Source organism: Streptomyces sp. NPDC056452 (assembly GCF_042796085.1).
GTDB lineage: Bacteria > Actinomycetota > Actinomycetes > Streptomycetales > Streptomycetaceae > Streptomyces.
Genome location: NZ_JBHTRI010000014.1, coordinates 15,203 through 34,115, shown reverse-complemented (window position 1 = coordinate 34,115; position 18,913 = coordinate 15,203). Strand labels below are relative to the sequence as shown.

At 67.6% G+C, this 18,913-nt stretch carries 12 protein-coding genes and 2 pseudogenes; 6 read left to right on the top strand and 8 right to left on the bottom strand.

Annotated elements, in window-relative coordinates:
• Positions 1 to 10: 10 nt before the first annotated feature.
• Positions 11 to 153, top strand: a pseudogene (locus tag ACFQ6X_RS16200) (IS5/IS1182 family transposase); the annotation flags it as partial.
• Positions 154 to 342: 189 nt separating this feature from the next.
• Complete coding sequence (locus ACFQ6X_RS16195; protein ID WP_383181888.1) at positions 343 to 1,239, top strand: aminoglycoside phosphotransferase family protein; 897 nt, start codon at positions 343 to 345, stop codon at positions 1,237 to 1,239.
• 61 nt (positions 1,240 to 1,300) lie between these two features.
• Here the strand turns inward: ACFQ6X_RS16195 and ACFQ6X_RS16190 are convergent, their stop codons facing one another.
• Complete coding sequence (locus ACFQ6X_RS16190; protein ID WP_383181886.1) at positions 1,301 to 2,119, bottom strand: response regulator; 819 nt, start codon at positions 2,117 to 2,119, stop codon at positions 1,301 to 1,303.
• A gap of 105 nt (positions 2,120 to 2,224) precedes the next feature.
• Here ACFQ6X_RS16190 and ACFQ6X_RS16185 point away from each other — a divergent pair, with 105 nt between their 5' ends.
• Complete coding sequence (locus ACFQ6X_RS16185; RefSeq protein WP_383181884.1) at positions 2,225 to 3,835, top strand: ATP-binding protein; 1,611 nt, start codon at positions 2,225 to 2,227, stop codon at positions 3,833 to 3,835.
• A gap of 119 nt (positions 3,836 to 3,954) precedes the next feature.
• On the opposite strand, the gene ACFQ6X_RS16180 is transcribed toward ACFQ6X_RS16185, so the two are convergent.
• Positions 3,955 to 5,199 (bottom strand): PP2C family protein-serine/threonine phosphatase, encoded by a 1,245-nt coding sequence (locus ACFQ6X_RS16180; RefSeq protein ID WP_383181882.1) that lies wholly within the window; start codon positions 5,197 to 5,199, stop codon positions 3,955 to 3,957.
• A 281-nt stretch (positions 5,200 to 5,480) separates the two neighbouring features.
• Between ACFQ6X_RS16180 and ACFQ6X_RS16175 the strand changes: the two are divergent.
• A pseudogene (locus ACFQ6X_RS16175) lies at positions 5,481 to 5,727 on the top strand (amino acid transporter); the annotation flags it as partial.
• Between the two features lie 148 nt (positions 5,728 to 5,875).
• Here ACFQ6X_RS16175 and ACFQ6X_RS16170 read toward each other — a convergent pair.
• Positions 5,876 to 7,495: a cation acetate symporter gene (locus ACFQ6X_RS16170; RefSeq protein ID WP_383181880.1), complete on the bottom strand. Its 1,620-nt coding sequence runs from the start codon at positions 7,493 to 7,495 to the stop codon at positions 5,876 to 5,878.
• Complete coding sequence (locus tag ACFQ6X_RS16165; protein WP_383181878.1) at positions 7,492 to 8,094, bottom strand: DUF485 domain-containing protein; 603 nt, start codon at positions 8,092 to 8,094, stop codon at positions 7,492 to 7,494. The genes ACFQ6X_RS16170 and ACFQ6X_RS16165 overlap by 4 nt, the downstream gene beginning before the upstream one ends.
• A gap of 186 nt (positions 8,095 to 8,280) precedes the next feature.
• On the opposite strand from ACFQ6X_RS16165, the gene ACFQ6X_RS16160 reads away from it, so the two are divergent.
• Positions 8,281 to 8,913: a hypothetical protein gene (locus ACFQ6X_RS16160; protein WP_383181876.1), complete on the top strand. Its 633-nt coding sequence runs from the start codon at positions 8,281 to 8,283 to the stop codon at positions 8,911 to 8,913.
• Between the two features lie 278 nt (positions 8,914 to 9,191).
• Here ACFQ6X_RS16160 and ACFQ6X_RS16155 read toward each other — a convergent pair whose 3' ends face one another.
• Positions 9,192 to 9,707, bottom strand: coding sequence for a DinB family protein (locus ACFQ6X_RS16155; RefSeq protein WP_383181874.1), 516 nt, complete (start codon positions 9,705 to 9,707; stop codon positions 9,192 to 9,194).
• Positions 9,708 to 10,435: 728 nt separating this feature from the next.
• Here ACFQ6X_RS16155 and ACFQ6X_RS16150 point away from each other — a divergent pair.
• Entirely contained in the window at positions 10,436 to 10,891 is a 456-nt protein-coding gene (locus tag ACFQ6X_RS16150; protein ID WP_383181872.1) for a group II truncated hemoglobin, read from the top strand.
• A 387-nt stretch (positions 10,892 to 11,278) separates the two neighbouring features.
• Here ACFQ6X_RS16150 and ACFQ6X_RS16145 read toward each other — a convergent pair whose 3' ends face one another.
• The 3 genes from ACFQ6X_RS16145 to ACFQ6X_RS16135 form a co-directional block, all read right to left on the bottom strand.
• Positions 11,279 to 12,127 (bottom strand): hypothetical protein, encoded by an 849-nt coding sequence (locus ACFQ6X_RS16145; protein WP_383181870.1) that lies wholly within the window; start codon positions 12,125 to 12,127, stop codon positions 11,279 to 11,281.
• A gap of 167 nt (positions 12,128 to 12,294) precedes the next feature.
• Entirely contained in the window at positions 12,295 to 16,725 is a 4,431-nt protein-coding gene (locus ACFQ6X_RS16140) for a hypothetical protein (RefSeq protein WP_383182089.1), read from the bottom strand.
• 802 nt (positions 16,726 to 17,527) lie between these two features.
• Positions 17,528 to 18,748: a metallophosphoesterase gene (locus ACFQ6X_RS16135; protein ID WP_383181868.1), complete on the bottom strand. Its 1,221-nt coding sequence runs from the start codon at positions 18,746 to 18,748 to the stop codon at positions 17,528 to 17,530.
• Positions 18,749 to 18,913 lie beyond the last annotated feature (165 nt).

Here is an 18,913-nt window from a genome sequence, read left to right as displayed (position 1 = left end):
TTCACTTGACTCCTCCCGCTGTCTTGGCACGTTGGTGACACAGCTGCGGCGTGAAGGAGCTGACACGGTCCGCAGAGGCCGGCGTGGAGCCTCCCGCTGGAGGACCGGATGCTGCTGGTCACGGCGTACTGGCGCACCGACTTGACGCTACGGCATGCCGAGGTGGACGGCTCGGCTGCAGTAGGGGCACGGACACAGGCTTCTCCGAACTGGGCCCGGTCTGTCCCGAGCTTCTGATCCGCTGTTCTCTGAAACCGAATTGGTGATGCCAGAGCGATCTGAGCAAGGTGTTCCGGCGAGCGAGATCCTGCTCCGTCTGCCGTCTTAGTACTGTGACTTCGCATGACCGACACCGAGATCGAGATCACCGCAGACCTGGTCCGCGACCTGCTGGAGGAGCAACATCCAGACCTTGCAGGGCTGGCCATCCGCGAGGTGGCGGGCGGTTGGGGCAACCAAATGTGGCGTCTCGGGGACGAGTTGGCCGTGCGCATGCAGCGCATGGACCGCACCCCGGAGTGCCAGCTCAGGGAGCGGCGGTGGCTACCTGTGCTGGCCCCGCGCCTGCCGCTCCCGGTGCCGACGCCGGTGCGGTTCGGCGAACCCTCCGAGCGCTTCCCCAAGCACTGGACCGTGATGACGTGGGTTCCCGGAGAGCCGCTGGACCACGGCTCCATCAGCCGTGGTGACCACGCGGCCGACACGCTGGCGGGCTTCCTCCGGGCGCTTCATGTGGAGGCGCCCGCCGAGGCGCCGATTGCTTCGGATCGCGGTGCCCATCCCAGGAACTGCACGGACGGCTTCGAGAACTTCTTCCAGGCCGTCGTCCCCGACGACATCGCTGCCGATGTCCGGGCTGTCTGGGACGATGCCGTCGCGGCCCACGCGTGGGAGGGCCCGCGGGTGTGGGTGCACGGCGATCTCCATCCCGCGAACGTCGTTGTCTCGGACGGAACGCTCTCGGGCATCGTCGACTTCGGTGACATGTTCGCCGGCGATCCGGCGTGGGACCTCGCCGCCGCATGGGTGCTGCTGCCCTCGGACACGGCCTCACGGTTCTTCGACACGTACGCGTATGCGGACGAGGCGGCGATCCGGCGTGCCCGCGGGCTGGCCGCCATGAAGAGCCTCTTCCTGATGCTCATGGGGCAGAACGGAGATCGGGGCCTTCCCGGCGGCAAGCCGAACTGGGGACCTGTAGGCCGGGCGGCACTTGATCGTGTTCTGACGGGCGTTTGACGCACGCGAGCCCGACTTCAGGACCTCCCGCGGGGATGCCGGACATCCGGAAGCACGGATCTCAACCGGCATCGGCAATGGGGTGGCGCGGAGTCACTGCGGTGTCGAAGAAGAAGGAGTCGATGCTCTGGACGGTCTCGATGAAGTCGTCGAGATTGACGGGCTTGGTGACGTACGCGTTGGCGTGCTGGCGGTAGGCGTCGTCGATGTCGTCAGGAGCGGCGGAAGTGGTCAGCACGACGCAGGGGATGCTGGACAGAACCGGGTCGTTCTTGAGGACGTTCAGCAGCTCGCGGCCGTTCATGCGGGGCATGTTCAGATCGAGCACGATGAGGTCGGGCCGGTCGGTCCGCGGGTCGCGGAGGTACTCCAACGCCGCTACGCCGTCGTCGGCCCTCTGAATCCCGCGCGCCATGCCCTTCTCGGTCAGGGCCTCCTCGATGAGCATTGCGTCGGCCATGTCGTCCTCGACGAGAAGGACGGTGTAGGTGCGGGGGACGAGGCCGTTCATGAGGGTGCTCCGGGTCTGGTGGTGGGGTAGGGGGCGTGATGCGGGGCGGGCGGTGAAGACGAGTCCGGGCCAGCGCTTGCGGGCGCCCTGACGACTGACGCCCCAGGCTCTGCCCAGTTGCGGGTAATTGGCGCCCTCCAGGGCGGCGGCTCGCGCGGCCAGTGCCGCACACTCCTCCACGGCCCGGCCGAGGAAGGCCAGGGCCCGCAGCGATGCCAGTGTGTCGCTCCGGAGCCCGTCCGGGCCCAGCTCGTCCGCTGCCGCCACGGGCGTGCGCAGGACGAGCTGCCGGGCGGCTTCGGCGACGACCTGCCGTGCCCGTTCGGCCAGTTCCTCCTGCTCAGGAGTCATCTGCGTTTCCGCTGCCATGGGAGCACCGTAGACGGCGGTGGACCCCGGGACAACCATGGTTGTCCCGGGGGTAGGGTGACGCCGCCCCGGTGTGCCGCTGGGGACGAGGAGGAGGGACCCGACGTGCGGATCGACGCAGTGCAGCAGCAGGCCACGGTGGCACCGTCGGCCGGAGCGGGCTGGACCACCCGAGGGTGGCTGGGTGTCTGCTCCGCGGCAGCACTGGTGACGCTCCTTGGCCTGGCCGGATGTGGAGTGTGGGTCCTCGCCCACGCCACGGACGTCAACAAGCAGCTCACCGAGCGCTGGTCGCCGGCCCTGGTCGCCTCGATCCGTATGGAGAGCGCCCTGGTCAATCAGGAATCGGGCATCCGTGGATACGGCATTACGGGCGAGCGCGAATTCCTCAAGCCGTACCAGGACGGCATCGCACAACAGACCGCCGCGGCGGCGGAACTGTCGCCCTTGGTAGCAGGCAACAAGCGGGCCGCAGCCGGACTCGCCCTGGTACTCGAGCGCGCCGATCGGTGGCGGACCACGACTGCCCGCCCAGTCAGCGAAGCGGCTGATCCCGTAGCCGCCGCCCATCAACGCGCCGAGTCAGGCAAGGCGGCATTCGACTCACTTCGCACCGCCCTGCACGACCAGGAGATCCAGATCGAGGCCGAGAGAGATCGGGCCCGCGAAGACCTGCAGGAGGTACGCACCCTGCGCAACACGGTCTTCACCGCCATCGCAGGCATGGTTCTCACCCTTTTCGCACTCGCCTTCGCGGGGCTGCGCCGAGGCGTCCAGATACCGCTGGACCGGCTGCGCACCGACGTACGGAAGATCGCGGACGGCCGGTTCGACCATTCCATCGTTCCCTCCGGGCCCGCCGATCTGCGCGCCCTGGCGACCGACGTGGACGGAATGCGCCGGCGCCTGGCCGGTGAGCTCGACTTCAGCGACCGCGCCCGCACCGAACTCGACGAACAAGCCACGGAACTGCGCCGCTCCAACGAAGAACTCGAACAGTTCGCCTACGTCGCCTCCCACGACCTGCAGGAACCGCTGCGCAAGGTCGCCAGTTTCTGTCAGTTGCTGGAACGCCGCTACGCGGATCAGCTCGACGACCGGGCCAAGCAGTACATCGCCTTCGCCGTCGACGGCGCGAACCGCATGCAGACCCTCATCAACGACCTCCTCACCTTCTCCCGGGTCGGACGCCTGCACGCCCAGGACGCCGACGTCAGCCTTGAGACACTGGTGCGCCGCATCACCAATTCCCTGGGCCTGGTGATCGAGGAGACCGGGGCCGTCATCACGCACGACCCTCTCCCCGTCGTACACGGCGACCCGACCCAGCTCGAAGTCCTCCTGCAGAACCTCGTCTCCAACGCCATCAAATTCCGCGCGCCGGACGTTGTGCCGAAGGTCCACATCAGCGCCCACGGAGTCGCGGCGAGCGCGGACTCCGCCGAGGGAGTCGAACGCCGCTGGGAATTCGCGGTGAGCGACAACGGAATCGGCATCGGTCCGGAGTACGCGGAGCGGATTTTCCTGATCTTCCAGCGCCTCCACACCCGGGACACATATCCGGGCAACGGCATCGGCCTCGCCCTTTGCAGGAAGATCGTCGAATACCACGGCGGTACCGTCGCGCTCGACACCGCTCACACCCCCGGGACACGCTTCGTCTTCACCCTTCCCGGTGCCCACGACGGTGCGAGCACCGCAGACGCACCGAGCTGAACTTGACGTGCATCGCCTGGTCCTGGCAGTCGAAGGAACTGGCAGCGGCCGGATGTGAATACCAGCCCGGATTCGGATTCGGATTCGGTCAACCTCGGCCGGGATGGCGGCCGCCGCGTTTACAGGCGGACGATGACCACGGCGATGTCGTCGTCGCCGCCCCCTGCCACGCCGAGCCGCTCGAGCAAGGCGTCCGCCAGCTGTTCAGGAGCAAGGTCGGTCATCCCGCCCAGCGCTTCCTTGAGGTGATCCAGGCTGGTGTCGATGTCCTCCCCCCGACGTTCGATCAGCCCGTCGGAGTACAAGACCAGGATGTCGCCACGGCGATAGGAGGTACTGGCCTGCGGGCGCGGCACATGTTCGGGTCGCGCGCCCAGGGGCGGATCGGTGGCATTCTCCAGCAGCTCGCACGTGCCGTCGCTGTGCACCAACACCGGCGGAGGGTGGCCGGCGCTGGAGTAGACCAGAAGGTTCGACCGGGCGTCGACGAGCACCGTGACCGCGGTGGCCGCCAGCGCGCCCTCCACGGAGCGGGCGTACATGCCCAGCACCTCCAGAGCCTGGGCAGGCCCGGTCGCCGCCCGGCTTGCCGCGGACAGCGCGCTGCGGAGCATCCCCATCACGGTGGCGGCCTCCAGGCCGTGCCCGACGACGTCGCCCACGGCGACGGAGAACTGTCCGTCGGCCAGGTCAACGGTGTCGTACCAGTCGCCGCACACGTTCAAGGAGCCGACCGCCGGCCGGTACCGCACCGCCACATTCTGGTGTCGGGCCAGATCCGGGGAGCGCAGCATTGCCTCCTGCAACGTGACAGCGACCTTCCGCTCCCGCGCATGCGCTGCCCGCAGATCCTCGTTCAGACGCTGCAGCTCGCGGGCTCGGAGATACAGCTCGGCCTCCATCCCCTCCTCCCGCTCGGTCAGCGGTTCACTCGCATTCCGGTTGCGGGCAAGGCGGGCCTGCACGAAGGCGGTCACGTCCTCCACACGGTGGATGATCCACGCAACATGCCCGTCCCGGTCAAGAACGGGAGTGTTGACCGTCGACCACCAGCGCTCCTCGAACACCCCCGGCCGCGCGACCACGGGGATGTCGTACCTCTGCACCGCCAATACGTCCGCCACCCCAGTGGCCAGTACCCGCCCCCACGAGGCTTTCAGATTTCGGACCCCGTCCGCACCCGGGTCGGCCGGGTTGTCCGGGAAGGCATCGAACACGTACCGGCCGAGCAAGTCCTGCCCGGTACGGCCGGTCGCCAGCAGATAGGCGTTGTTGACCCCAACGATCACCAAATCCGGCCCCAGCACCAAATAAGGGCTCGGCGTCGCCGCGAACAGCGACCTGTAGTCCAGCTCGGGCTTCACATCCATTCACCCCGCGCGCATCCCGGCCTCGGCGACCCTGAAGCTCCCACGCTATGCAGCATCACCACGCCTCGCGCGTTGTGGCACCCACCCGAGAGTGGCCGCGGTGGCTGCACGGCCCCCCGGAGGCGTACCCGGACCCCCTGGGCCCGACGATCCTGCGAATGACCGCCTCAGACCCAGGCTTGGAAGGTAGGACGGGTACTGAAGGACCAAGGGGCCAAGGTCTTGGTCCTCGACGACATCACCCGCCTGCGGATGCACCGCGCCGACGACCAGGACACCTCGGCCTGGACGTGGTCGTGGTGGCGCCGCGGCCTGTGGGAGGTGATGGCCGAGCCACACGTCGTCACTGACCGGACGCAGGCTCTGACCGCGGAGCATCCGTTCCTGATGATCGCCATGGTCCTCATCGTGTTCCCGAAGCTGGTGCTCGGGCTCTCCGGGTTCGAGAGCGGTGTGGCGGTCATGTCCCACGTCAAGGGCTACCCCGAGGTCACTGTCGACAAGCCCGCAGGGCGGAGCCGTGCCGACCTACGACAACGCGGCGAGGCGCGGCACCAGGGCGCGCGAGCCCGGCAAGATCCGAACGAGAGGACCCAGGCGCCTCGGGACAGCCGAAAGGGCGCCCGGCCTGGAACTTCAGGCAGGGCGCCCTTTCGCCAGGGTGTGCGCGTCAGGACGCGGAGGCGCTGTTCGCCGCGGGTGTGCCGGCCAGGATCGTCTCCTCGACCGCTTCGTACCGCATGCGCTGGTCGGCCGGGTCACGTTCGTAGAGCACCGTGCCGAGCCAGCCCGCGAGGAAGCCCAGCGGGGCCGAGAGGATGCCCGAGGTGGTGAACGGGAACCAGTTGAAGTCCTGGTCCGGGAAGATCGCCTGGGGCGATCCGGACACCAGGTTGCTGCCCGTCATGAGGATGAACGCGGAGGCACTGCCCACGATGAGGGTGCAGAGCAGTCCCGCACGGGAGTAGCGGCGCCAGAAGAGGCTGTAGATGAGGGCCGGTGCGACCGCGGACGCGCCGATGCAGAACGACAGGGTGAGCAGTGCCTGAAGGTTCAGATGCCGTGCACCGGCGGCGATCGCGATTGCCACGAGCCCGACGACCGCCGCGGCGGTCCGGGCGATGGCCATCTCTGTGGAGGCCTTCAGTTGCGCCTTGCGGCGCAACCCGTGCGTGATGAGGTCGTGCGCCAGGGTGTTGGCGCAGGCGAGGGTGATCCCGGCGACCGAGGCGAGCAGAGTGAGGAAGATGGCTGTCGCCACAGCCGTGAAGAGCAGTGTCTCGACGGTCGTCTGCTCCGTGCCCATGACGGCCTGGCTGACCATGAGGAACGCTGTCTTGCCCTGCGGGTCGCCGGCGACGATCCCCTGGTGGCCGACGATCGCCGCCGCGCCGAAGCCGATGATGGCGATCAGCAGACAGGTCACGACAACGGTCGACACGGCCCAGGACATCGAACGGCGCACGGCTGCCGCGCTGCGTGCGGTGAACATGCGCATGGTGATCTGCGGCAGCACCGCGGCGCCGAGCACGACTGTCAACTGTGTGCTGATCATGTCGAGCTCGTTGCCACCGAACTGCAGACCGGAGGCGAGATAGGCGTCTCCCGCCCCGCTGCCGCGCTTGGCGGCGTCCAGCAGGGAGGGCAGGCTGAAGTCGAAGCGGTTGAGGATGAGCGCGGCGATCGCGAGGGAGGCGCCGAGCAGGACGACGGTCTTGACGATCTGGATGAAGGCCGTGCCCTTCATGCCGCCGATCGCCGCGTACGCGATCATCAGCAGGCCCAGGAACACGATCGCCCCGGTCTTGAAGCCGTCGGCGTCGAAGCCGAGGACGACGGAGAGGAGATCGCCGGCGCCCGCGAGCTGGAAGATCACCAGCGGCAGCAGTGCGGTCAGGGTGACCGCGGCCGTGGTGATCCGCACGGCGGGGCCGGGGAGACGCCGGGTGAAGACGTCGCCGATCGTGAACCGGCCGGCGTTACGCAGCGGTTCGGCGAGCAGGAACATCATCAGGACCAGTGAGAGCACGGTGCTCAGGACGAGCGTGACGCCGTCGTAGCCGACGAGCGCGATGATGCCGATGGTGCCGAGCACGGTGCCGGCGGAAATGTAGTCGCCGGCGATCGCGAGGCCGCTCTGCACGGGGGAGAGCGAGCGGTAGCCGGTGTAGAAATCGCCCAGGTCGTCACGGTCGGGGCCGGTTATCACGCAGAGCAGCAGCGTGACAGTGATGACCGCGATGAACGCCATCAGCGACATGGTCTGGGCCTCGGAGCTGAAGCTGGTCATGCGCGCGCACCTCCGGTGGGCTGCTGCCACACGGGACGTCCGGAGCGGCTCTGGCGTTCTGGCTGGGGCACGGCTGCCGCGGCCGCCTGCTCGGCGCGTTCGCGGATCGCCGCGGCGAGCGGGTCGACGTGTCTGCGCGCGATCCGCTCGTACAGCGCGATCGCAGCCAGCGCCACGGGCAGTTGGAGGAGCCCCAGGACCAGACCGGTGGTGAGACCACCTGTGATGTTGCTGGTCATCATCGAGGGGGCGTAGCCGGACAGGAAAAGGAAGATGACGAAGTAGCCGAGCGCGGTGAAGGTGGCGGCGCGGCGGAGCCTGCGGTAAGCCGATCCGAGCCGGTGGAGATCACCACAATCGTCGGTGGCGGCGGGCGGTTGCGGTTGCGGGGACGCGTCCCAGGGCTGCTGCGCGGAGTCCCAGCCCTGCGGCGAGGAGTCCCACGCTCGCGGGGCGGAGTCCCAGGCTGCCTGTGGATCGGTGTCCCAGGACGGCGATCCACCCTCCCAGGACTGCGACGCCGCCTCTTGGCGGTGCCGCCCGGCATTCCGGTGCGGGGGTACGGGCGGTGGGCCGGGGAAAGGCTGGTGGTACGACATCGATCTTGCTCCTTGCCGCCCCGGGGAACGGGCGGGTGGCGCTGGTGGTCCGCGTACGTTACTCATGGGTATAGCCCCTGCGTAAGGGGGTTTCCGACCGCTTGGTATGTCGGTTCGGTGACGATCCTGTGCGTGTGGCCACGGAACCCGCGGTAACCCCGTCGCGCACCTTCCCGCAGGTCACGGGTGAGTCTCGGGCCGCCCCTGGCGCCGGGCAGGCCGCTCGGCGCGACCGGTCCGGCGAATGCGCAGGGCGATCCGACGATGTGGTCGGGTGGACGCCCGCGGCTGCCCCGGACGGGATCGGCCCGTCCTGCTGCCGATGGCAGGAACGCCTCCGCCCAGGTCTCCGCCGGCCTCCAGCACCGGCCGGCACCCCGCGGCCTCGCCGGCCTGATCGTGCCGGGCCTGGCGCTCACGTCGGTCGGCCTTGCGCTCCTGACCGGCGTCGCGGCCGGTGGCTCCTACGCCACCCACCGGCTGCCCGGCGTCCTCCTCATCGACTTCGGCTTCGCTCTCGCCTTCATGCTGCTCCTCGCCACCGCGACCGGAGGCCTCTCCCCGCAGGACTCCGGCGGGACCTCCGCGTCCTCACGGCCGAGGGGCGTCGTTGATGACGTCTGTGTGACTCACTGCATCAGCGCTCTGATCTCGGCCTTGGGCGCCCCTACCAGCGTGATGCTGCTCGTTCCTGCCGTTCGTGAGTACCGCTCTGGGGCGTCGGCCCTCCGGCTCGTGGCTGGAGCCGTGATCTTCCTCAGCGCTTCGTACACGCTCGTACGGGACGCGCGGCGGCTGCGCACCGGGCCGACCGCCTGACAGCGGCGCCGTTCCAACCAACACCGCCGGTCGTTGTTCGTAGGTGCCGTTGACCGACGCGCAGTGGGCGCGAATCGAGCTGTTACTCCCAGATCGGACACCGCGGCGGGGTGGCCGATGGCGGGAACACCGAGGCCGGCCTGGTCCCAACACCACGCTCAGGTGAGGAGATCCAAGAAGCAGTGCCTGGTGCTTCGATCGAAACGGGCTCTCCCGCGATTGGTCGTGAGGCGTGTCGGCCCGGCTCCTGAGGCAAGGGCCCGCTACACGGAGCCGCGCTAGTAATACCCCTTCGTGCCGTCGAGCAGCTCTCGGACGATGTCCGCGTGCCCCGCGTGCCGCCCCGTCTCCTCGACGAGGTGGATCAGTATCCAGCGGAGGTTGGCGCTGCCGGAGCGGAAGCCGGGGTGGCGGCCGACGTCGTCCAGGGAGGCCGCGGCGACGATCTCGTTGCTGCGGGAGCACTGGGCCTCGTACTCCGCGAGGAGCTCGGCGAGGGGGCGGCCGTCGGTGTGCCAGTCGGCGTCCTCGCTCGACTCGTCGAACGAGGGGTTCTGCTTCTCGTCGCCGCCGAGGAACAGCACCTCCAGCCACATGTGCTCGGTCCAGCGCATGTGGGAGATGAGCCCGGCCATCGTCATGACCGGTGAGGTCGGGATGACCGGGCGGTGCGCGTCCTCGTCGTTCAGCCCCTCGCACTTCCAGCGCAGGATCTGCCGCTGCAGGTCCAGCCAGCCGATGAGCGCGGTGCGTTCGTCCGCTTGGAGCGGGGGGCGTTCCAGTTCCGATGTCATGCCGGCGCACGCTACCGGGGCGGTCGGGAGGGGACACCTGGATTTACGGGCTCTTCCGCGATTGATGATCTTCGTCACGGTTGGGGACATCGGGGTGGTCGTGCGAGTTGTCCGGGTCGTGATGACTCATCAGATCCGTGCGGTGATGCGCATCCCGTTCTGCGGTGTCCCGAAGTGGCTCTCGGGCGAGCTGGTCACGGAGCTCGCTGCGCGCTGGGAGGCCCGCTGCGAGTCCGAACGTCATGACCGTCTTCAGGGTTCGCGCCGACGCGGGGCGAGGGCCGGGCCGATACCTGGACGACCTGCCGGTCACCGAGTACTACGGCTGGCGCGAGCGCAAACGCCGCCAGTCCTCACGCCGGATCTGCGTCGAACACGCCAACGCCGAACATCGCCAGTGGCATCCGCTCCAGAGATGCACCGGGCGACGTGACGCCTTCGGCGAAACCCACGCAGCGGATAGCCGGTCTGGTCTCCGACCGCGCTGCCAAGCGCACCACCCAGCGCCGGGCGAGCACCGAACTCGTGCCCGTCCGCCCGATGACCTGCTGAACCAACCACCAGCCGAACCTCCAGGCCAACACGCCTTACGACCAATCGCGGGAGAGCCCGTAAGGTTCGCCGATTTAATGCTCGCAATCGAGTGGCTCGACGGGTTGAATGCGAAGAGAGTCGTGGAATGAAGCACCACGAGCAGTCCACCGTGACATCCACCCAGAAGAGGCGGAATGACCGACAGCACGAAACCTCTGGTCGAGGCCATCGGCGGTCTTGATGCGCTCCGGCGCCTGAGCAACACCTTCTACGACGGTGTCCTGGCGGATCCTTTGCTCGCGCCAGTCTTCGCCAACTTCAGCCGGACCCATACCGAGCACGTCGCCGTGTGGCTCGCCGAGGTCTTCGGCGGCCCGACCCGGTTCACTGACGAACTCGGCGGCCACCAGGCTTTGCTGCGCGCCCACCTCGGTCTGTCGATCACCGAGGAGCAGCGCCTGCGCTGGATGGAGCTGATGACAGGTGCTGTCGAGAAGGAACTCCCGGACGACGAACTGCTGCGGTGCCGTGTCATCGAATACTTCGACTGGGGCACCAAGATCGCCCGCGAGGTGTCAGCTGATCCGGTCGGCACCAACGTCGGTGACCCCGGCCCCACGCCCCGGTGGGGCTGGAACGGACTGGCCTGATTCTTTGCCCTCCGCTCTCCGCGTTGGCCGAAGGTGTTGTCACCCCGGCCAACGCGGAGTCGGGTGCCGGACGTTCTGGCTGCGCCAGCGCAGAAAGCGGTGCAACTCCCGTGTCCGGACGACGCGGTTCGCCTGGTGCGGTTGGGCCAGTGTGAACTGCGGCAGCGGCCCGAAGTGCGCCTCGATCGGGTTGGCCCCGGACGCGTTCACGTAGATCGGGGCACTGCCCGGGCGGCCGATGCTCTTGAACCTGCCCAGGTACGTGTCAACAGGTCCGATCGAGAAGCAGGTTGGGGAATGCGGACCGCCGTGCCGATGCACGGCGGTTCACAAGCGAGGGCTGGAGGCGAAGCCTTCACGAGCCACCGCGTCAGTCCCGGACCTTCTTCAAGAGGTGCCAGGGAAACGGAGATTCCCATACTTCGGGTTGGGCTCCGTGCGCACGACCCCGGACACCGCAGGCGCAGAGATCTCCCCCGGACATCCCTGCGGCGGGTAGCCCGGCACATCGCGAACCCGGTAGTAGATACAGACCAGCCGGTAGCCCTCCGGCCCTCGAAAGCCACCGCCGTAGGGGAGCATCCGCTCTTCACCACAAGCGGGGCACCGTGCCTCTGAGTGCAGAAGCACCCTGGGCTCGGTGAACACGTGCGGCAAACGCCCTCCGGTTACGGAAGCTCGGGGCAAGGACAGCCCGTAGTGCTCACCGATGATCCGGTAAACGGTCGCCATCCCGGAGTCTTCGGACGCGTCGTCCCGGTAGACGCCGTGGGGGAACGCGACGAAACCGGCCTCCGCGACCAATCGTCGGCTGATGGGGTGGTCAGCGTCCCTGGTGCCGTACTCCCGGAACATCCAGTCGGTCCTCCCGCCCACGCTCACGGTCACGGCCGGCGGATCCATGGTGGTGTCCAGGATGTCCACCACGGTGTGACGGGCTCTGAGGTCTCTTCCGGGTGCCAACCTGTCGTCCCGATGTCCGACCTCGGGCGCCTCCAGGGCGAACGCCCAGCCGTCACCGGCCTCACCCACCATCGCCCAGTCCGGCAGTTTCGACGATCCGGGCCCGTGGAAGAACTCCAGCGCTCCAGGGGTGATGTCCGGATCGATGAGTGTGCCGGACTGTGCGCCCAGATTCACCGCAAGGACCTCGGGAGCCATGCCCTTCACCATGGTGAGGGCAAAGCCTTCCCCACCCAGTTCGGCGTCCAGCCACTCGATGCCATCGTTCGTCATGGCTGGAACCCTAGTGAACCCGTTGGACCGCGAGCCAGGGTGGTCCTCCTCCTCGCGCCCAAACGGGCGTCGCCACGCCGCAGGGGCCCGGTCGTGGCGACCGGACCCCTGTTCGGTTCCCTATTCTCTGTGACGCCAGGGAATCGACGTGGCGTCAACCAGTTCGCTCAGGAGCGATTGGCGTCGAGCCAGTAGTCGTCTCCTTCAAGGACCCTGTTGTTCTTGCGCCAGGTCGGGAACAGGCTCATGGACTGGGTGTTCTGATTGTTCGACATGCTGGAACGCCCACACGGCTCGGTCCAGGTCGGCACATGGGAGCGCGGGTCAGGCACAAGCCTCCACACGCCGTCCGCGCCGCGCTGGGCGATCGTGTTCAGGCAGCCTTCACCCGATGTCACCTGGCTCAGGTTCTTCCCGCCCCAGTTCTTCGGTGTCGCAGCGCTCTGCCAACTTGCCGCGAAGGGGAACTCGTCGCAGCTGGGGACGTCGTCCGCGCCGAGCTCGGGGGACATCGTCGCCAGACGGCTGCGCTCCCACGACGTCGGGCAGATCACGCCACGGTTGTGGTCGACGATGCTCTTGTTGCTCGTCGGCGGATCGGGCACCAGAACGTCGTCGGCCAGGAAGGTCAACGGATTGTTGCCTCGCAGCCCGTAGTGTCCGGGCAACTTGCTCTGGACCATCCAAGCGTGCGCGGCAGCCGCCGGGAACTTCTTGGCGTTCATGACGTACGTCGGCTTGTACGAGCTGAAGACACAGCCCGGAGTGGCCTTCACATCGCGGTCACACCGGACGTCGAGCTCTGATTTCTCAGCCGACATCGGGTTGCTGGTCTGACCGTTCGCCGTTCCCTTGACCGTCAGATAGGGGCTGATCCTTCCCCTGTCATCGGTGGTGTTGTTCCACTTGATCTTCTGAGTGACTGTGGCCGTGTGCGTATCGCCCGCGACGAAGGTCTTGGAACCGCTCCATACGGGAGTCTCCTTCTCGCAGTAGCCACGGCAGCCGAAGTCGATGTCCAGGGTCAGTGCAGGCACCTCGGTGACCAGGGACTTGAGGCTGACCGACACCGTCTGAGTGAAGGTGTCACTGTCGGGGTCCAGGTCGAACTCGTGCCGGAGGTCGAAGCTCGCCTTCGGCGTGCCGCTCGTCGATCCCGTGAAGTACAGGTCGTCCACGATGCACGCGTCAGTCCGCGTGTAGTCCATGGACTGTGTGGATATTGAGCAACTCAAGGCTTCCGTGGTCGAGACGGAGCGGGCCGACGATGTGGCGGACTGCTTCGCCGGACCCGATGTGAGAAGCAGGTCTTCCGCTCCGGATGCGGACCGAGCCGCGCCGGAGAGCGAGGGAACCAGACTGAAGTAGTCGCCCGAGATGCTCTGGGGCGGCTCCACCGGCGCCGGATCCGGGGCGTTGACATCCGGGTCGCCGAAGGTCAGGTCTGACGGAATGCCGGAGTAGTCGCCAGGCACGAACGCAATGGCGTCCCAGGCGATGTCCTTGGTTCCGTCACCACCGTTGAAGTTGTCCAGACTGACCTCAGCAGTCATACCGCCGAAGAAGTACGCGCCGAGATCAACCCACTTGTTGGACTGGTTGGCGCTCTGGTCGATCGCTTTCACCGTCTCGCCGGCGGCGTGCTTGATGTGGTACTCGGCCTTGGAGGTCTGGGCCCCGTGATCGGGGATATGAGCGTAGACCTTGGCCTGTCCGCTGTACGCGGTGATCTGCTGCCCCAGCTTCCAGGTGCCGGTTGCCTTCATGCGGTCACCCGGCGGCGGAAACGACTCGGCCGATCGAGTATGGGCGAACCAGAAGTGGTTGCCGTAGCCGGCGCCGATCTGGTGGGTGTCGATCTTGCCGGGGTAGGTGGTGATGGTCTGCCCGGTTTCGGAATCGATGATGTCGGAGGGCTGGTACGTCAGGGCGAACGTACCGTCCGACTTCGCCGCCCCGCACCCTCGCGTATTCGATCCTGCTGGGGTCGTGCCGTCGGGAAGGTCGTCCACTATCAGGGCGTTCGACGGGAGACCGGTGCTGCACCGCGGGGGATAGGAGTTGGCGTCCGCCTGTTCCGGGTACGACGTGTTGAACCTGTGTACCTGGTGGCCGCATTCGGCGCCGGTGTCACAGTTCTTCCATTCGGCGGATTTGCCCCACCAGCAGTGCAGCCAGTGTGGATTGGTGTCGCTGTCGCCGGAGTCCAGTGCGCAGGCCCCCATGCCGGGGTCGTTGGAGTCGCCGTCCACCACCTTCGACGGGTCGCAGGAGTTGGACGCGTCGCAGAAAGTGTCCAGCGGCGGCTTCACCGCGGAACGCTGTGCGTCGCTGTTCCACCAGGCGGCCAGATAGCCGGCCCGGAAGTCGCCTGGCCCGAACATCGCGGAGATCGGGCGTGCGGCCCAGCCCAGCACCTTCTCCTCGTACGGCCAGTCCTGCGGGTGCGCGGCGTGGGAGTAGTCGTCCAGATGCGGATCGACGGCGTGTTGCAGGAACGGGACCCGGTTGGCCTTCCACAGCGGGTTGGCCGGGTTGTTGGTCCAGCCCACCCCCTTGTGGCCGGCGGAGTCGGCGGCCGCGTAGAGGCCTGAGTTGTACGCCCACAGGGCGAGGAACCAGTTCTCCAGCCACTGCGGGTGACCGTCATTGATCATCATGCCCTGGCCGTGGAGGTCGTTCCACTTGCGGGACAGGATCGTCACGCCGTAGGCGATGTTCGCGGCGTAGTCCAGAGCGACAGCTTCCTGCGTGGACGGCGGCAGTGCCGTCTCGCCCTCCTTGGTCTTGCCTGCGAGCCGCATGCCGTCGGTGGCCTGTGTGATGCCGTAACCGCAGTCCGCCTCGGAGAAGTTGATCCGCCAGGGGTCGGCCTGGGTTCCGTCCGAGGTGTACTGGGTGCCGTAGTAGTTGCCGACGAGGCTGTTGGCCGTGACGCCGGGAACAGCGAAGCGGGTCGCCTGCCACATGTTGGATTCCTGCGCGGTGATGCCGAGCATCACCTGCGAGGGTATGTGCCAGCGGTCGGTGACATCCGGGTCCTCGTTGTCGAGGGTGCCGTTGGGGTCACCGGCCAGCGTGATCGGCGGGAACAGCCCCTGGGGGCTGTAGGAGTCCATGCCGGTGTTCTTCCAGTTCGCCGGCCTGCCGACGCCCAGTTCACCGACAACGGCCTGGTCCACAGCCCATTCCACCTGCCGCGGAGTCGGCTGGAACGCCTGCTTCTTCACATCGTTGCGGGCCACCGCACAGTAGCGCTCATCGGTGCCCTCGCTCGGACCGGTCGGCGACGCCGCCAGCACCTGGGTGCGCGCCGACTGCGTGGACATGCCCTCGCTGTCGCCGCTCACCGACGGCTTCGCGGATGACTTCTTCGCCGTCGGGACACCCAGCGCGGGGGAGAGCCGGCTTCCGGCCTCGGCCCGCTCGGCGGACAGTTGGGGTGTGGCGTCCAGCTCGGTGTGCTTGCCGGTGGCGACCACGTCCAGAGTGATCCGCGCGTCGCGGACCTGCTCGGCCTCCTCGGGTGTGATCAGGCTGGTCCTGCCGTCCGCCCACGTCGTGGACACGCCCGCGTGGCCGAGGCTCGACATGCGGGCCCCCTTGGCGAGATGCCCCGGGTTCTTCACCCGACCCGGCAGAGTCCCCGTGCTCGTAGCCTTACCCGTGAGGAACACCGTGCCGCCAGGGGTGGCAGACAGGTCCCAGTCGGCGAGCTTTCCTTCGGCGACCGTTTTCGGGGTGGTCTTCCTGCCCTTGACCTGCTTGGAGTCCAGGTGCTTGGCCCAGGACTTCACCTTGGACTTCTTGGTGTCGGCTGCCCGGTCGATGAAGGTCACGCCGTCGCTGCTGTCAGCCGCGATTTGGAACGGCACGTGCTTCGTTACGGCGAGGACGGTTTCCTTCTGCCCGTTGAGACGGACAAGCTTGTTGCCGTGGCCGGCCACGATGCCGTGCCGGGTCGGGACCGCTGAGGTGACCTGACCGGGGAAGGCGGCCGACCGGGTCTGTTCGTCCGTGGCCGCGTCCACGGTGACAAGACGGGTCTTCTGCTCCTTGTCCCCGTCGTAGGTCAGCTGGGTGAACACCACGTCATCCGTGGTGCCGCAGCCCGGAGAGAAGTAGGCCAGCGACGCCGTGAACGGCAGCTTGGTGACCTTGCCGCTGCCCAGGTCGATGACGGCGGTGAATGCTCCGCGCACCATCAATTCGGGGTTGTTGGTAAATGCCCGGGGTGCGTAGGCGACAGCCGCGTACTTCCCGGATCCGGTCACACACGTATTGCCTATCCAGGTGTCCGCATCGAATCCGTCTTCGCGCAGGGTGGCTACGGTGGCGAACTTGTAGCCGTCCTTCTCCTTTCCTGTCAGGACATGGAAGCCCGTACCGTCGCCGGAGGTCGACAGGGCCACGTCCCTGGAAGAAGAGTGGTTCTTGCCCAGGACCGAGGCGCGGTCCTTCTCAACGACCGCGTGGGGCTTGCTCGTTGCCTTCGGCAGGCTCTTGCCGCCTTGAACGGCGTTGTCGGGGACCTTCGGCCCCTGAGCCTGTGCGGAGGTGGACAGCGACGACGCAAGAATCGCCGTCGCTGCCGCCATCACCACCGCGTGCCTTCTTTGCCTTATACGCACTTAGGTGTTCCCTTTCCTGCTTCCGGTACGATCGCGAAAGAGGTAGTGAAGGCAGCTACCTTTTCCTTGAAGCGGATGCTCTTCATCACCTCTCCATCGATTGATCCATTGCGCGAGAAGGATCTTCACATCCGGCTGCGTGTCATGGCCATGGTCGTTGCATGATCGAGATCTTGCTGCGGGGGAGGCCCTCGGCTGCGCTGTCGGTCACTCCGGCTGACAGGGGGACCGATGGTGAACCTGCGTCAGATGACGTTCACGCGGGTGGCGTTGCCCGTCCGCACGCGTGAGACCTTCTCCGTGACGTTGGTGCGGAGACGCGATCCTCCCGCGGTTGCCGCGGAGTTGGCGTGAGCTGGGCAGGTGATCGAGATGGGCAGGCAACTCTGGATCGGTCCCGACCCGCCAGACCAGGAGCTGACGCCGACGGCGCAGATGATCGAAAGCTGCTCAAACGGTCCGTAGCCCTGCTCCGGTGCGGCGCCTGGTGGGAACCCTCTCGTACGGCGCAGGTGATGGCCGCGCCTCACGGTCGTGAGCAGGTGGCGCGGCCACTGGTCACCTGGCGAAGGAGGGCTCCTCGTCTGCTGGTGGTACAGGCTTCACGCGTAGCTGACCTGCGCAAAACGCGGCCGCCTACCGCTCGTTGGAGCCGTAGGCCCGGGAATGGGCCAGATCATGTTCGCAGCGGGACGAGCCTGTGCATCTGTCGACGCGGCATCCCTCGGCGTGTGCACTGCTCCAAGCGGATGTGTCGGCCCGTCGAGTGCTACGGCGAGGTGGGCAGGTGCGGGGAGCGGAGCACGAGCAGGGTGATCTCGCTGGGGGCGAAGACGCGGAACGGCGGGCCCCAGAAGCCGGTGCCGCGGCTGGTGTAGAGGAGGGTGCGGGGGCCGTGGTGGCTGAGGCCGGCGAGGGCGGGCTGGTCGATGCGGACCAGGTGGTGGAAGGGCCAGATCTGGCCGCCGTGGGTGTGGCCGGAGAGCTGGAGGTCGACGCCGTCGGCTGCCGCGCGGTCGATGAACTTGGGCTGGTGTGCCAAGAGCAGGACGGGTAGGTCGGGATCGGCGCCGGTCAGGGCTCCGGCGAGGTGGGCGCCGTGGCCTGCCAGGCCGGAGGACTCGGCGGTGACGTCATCCACGCCGGCGACCACGAGGGTGTCGCCTCCGCGTTCGAGCAGCACATGGCGGTTGCGCAGCGGCTCCCAGCCCAGCTCGTCCATCAGGTCGACCCAGCCCTGGGCCTCGCTGTAGTACTCGTGGTTACCGGTGACGTACACACGGGCCCGGGTGGCCCGAACGGTTCCGAGTGGGGTGGCCTGCGCGCGGCGGCGTTCGGCCGTGCCGTCCGCGATGTCACCCGTGTGGCAGACCAGGTCGGCTTCCAGGGTGTTCACCCTCTCGCATACCTGTGCCGACCAGCGAGTGCGATCGAGGGGACCGTAGTGGGTGTCGGTGATGAGGACGACGCGAAGTCCGTCCAACCCGGCACCCAGCCGTGGGAGTTGCACGTCGAGTCGGCGCACGCGCGGCACGCGGCGGGCTTCGGCGTACCCCCAGGCGAGTAGTACGGCGGTTATACCTAGGACGGCCCAGGTGACGATGCGAGCTCGGTCCTGACTCTCCTCGACGCCGGCCACGGTCAGGACGAGCAGCAAGGGGACGCCGAGCAGTATGGACCAGGCGAACAGGACCCAACTGGTGCCCAGCAGGGTGTCACCGACGATCGCCGCCCGGTCCTGCTGGCGCCGGCCGTGGCCGCGCACCATCGCGAGCGGCATACCGACGAGACCCAGGGCGAACAGGGCGGTGCCGGTGAGCGTGACCGGCAGCGGCCAGTGCTGGCCGCTGTGCAGGAGCACCCAGCAGGGCACGGCCCACAGCAGGACGGGGGCGATCAGGGGGATGTACCGCATCAGGCGGTGCAGTCGGCTCTGTCGCGGCGCTTGAGCGTCACTGTCGGCGGGTCGGGTGTCGCTGGAGTCGGTCACGCTATCCCTCACAAGCCAGGCTGCCGTCCCGCGCACTGTATCCGGTCGCCCTCGGGCAGGCCGGACCGGCGTTCATGGGGGGGGCAGCCCCTTGGGGCGAAAGGGTCCTCGCGGACGGCAACACTTCGCCCCAGATGCCACCCTTGGCACGAGCTGCGAAAGGAC

What these genes read in the sequence shown, in the direction of transcription:
- ACFQ6X_RS16150 (WP_383181872.1), top strand. Translation starts at nt 10,436, where the DNA reads ATGACCGACAGCACGAAACCTCTGGTCGAGGCCATCGGCGGTCTTGAT.
- ACFQ6X_RS16140 (WP_383182089.1), bottom strand. Translation starts at nt 16,725, where the DNA reads ATGGCGGCAGCGACGGCGATTCTTGCGTCGTCGCTGTCCACCTCCGCA.
- ACFQ6X_RS16190 (WP_383181886.1), bottom strand. Translation starts at nt 2,119, where the DNA reads ATGGCAGCGGAAACGCAGATGACTCCTGAGCAGGAGGAACTGGCCGAA.
- ACFQ6X_RS16170 (WP_383181880.1), bottom strand. Translation starts at nt 7,495, where the DNA reads ATGACCAGCTTCAGCTCCGAGGCCCAGACCATGTCGCTGATGGCGTTC.
- ACFQ6X_RS16165 (WP_383181878.1), bottom strand. Translation starts at nt 8,094, where the DNA reads ATGTCGTACCACCAGCCTTTCCCCGGCCCACCGCCCGTACCCCCGCAC.
- ACFQ6X_RS16145 (WP_383181870.1), bottom strand. Translation starts at nt 12,127, where the DNA reads ATGACGAACGATGGCATCGAGTGGCTGGACGCCGAACTGGGTGGGGAA.
- ACFQ6X_RS16195 (WP_383181888.1), top strand. Translation starts at nt 343, where the DNA reads ATGACCGACACCGAGATCGAGATCACCGCAGACCTGGTCCGCGACCTG.
- ACFQ6X_RS16155 (WP_383181874.1), bottom strand. Translation starts at nt 9,707, where the DNA reads ATGACATCGGAACTGGAACGCCCCCCGCTCCAAGCGGACGAACGCACC.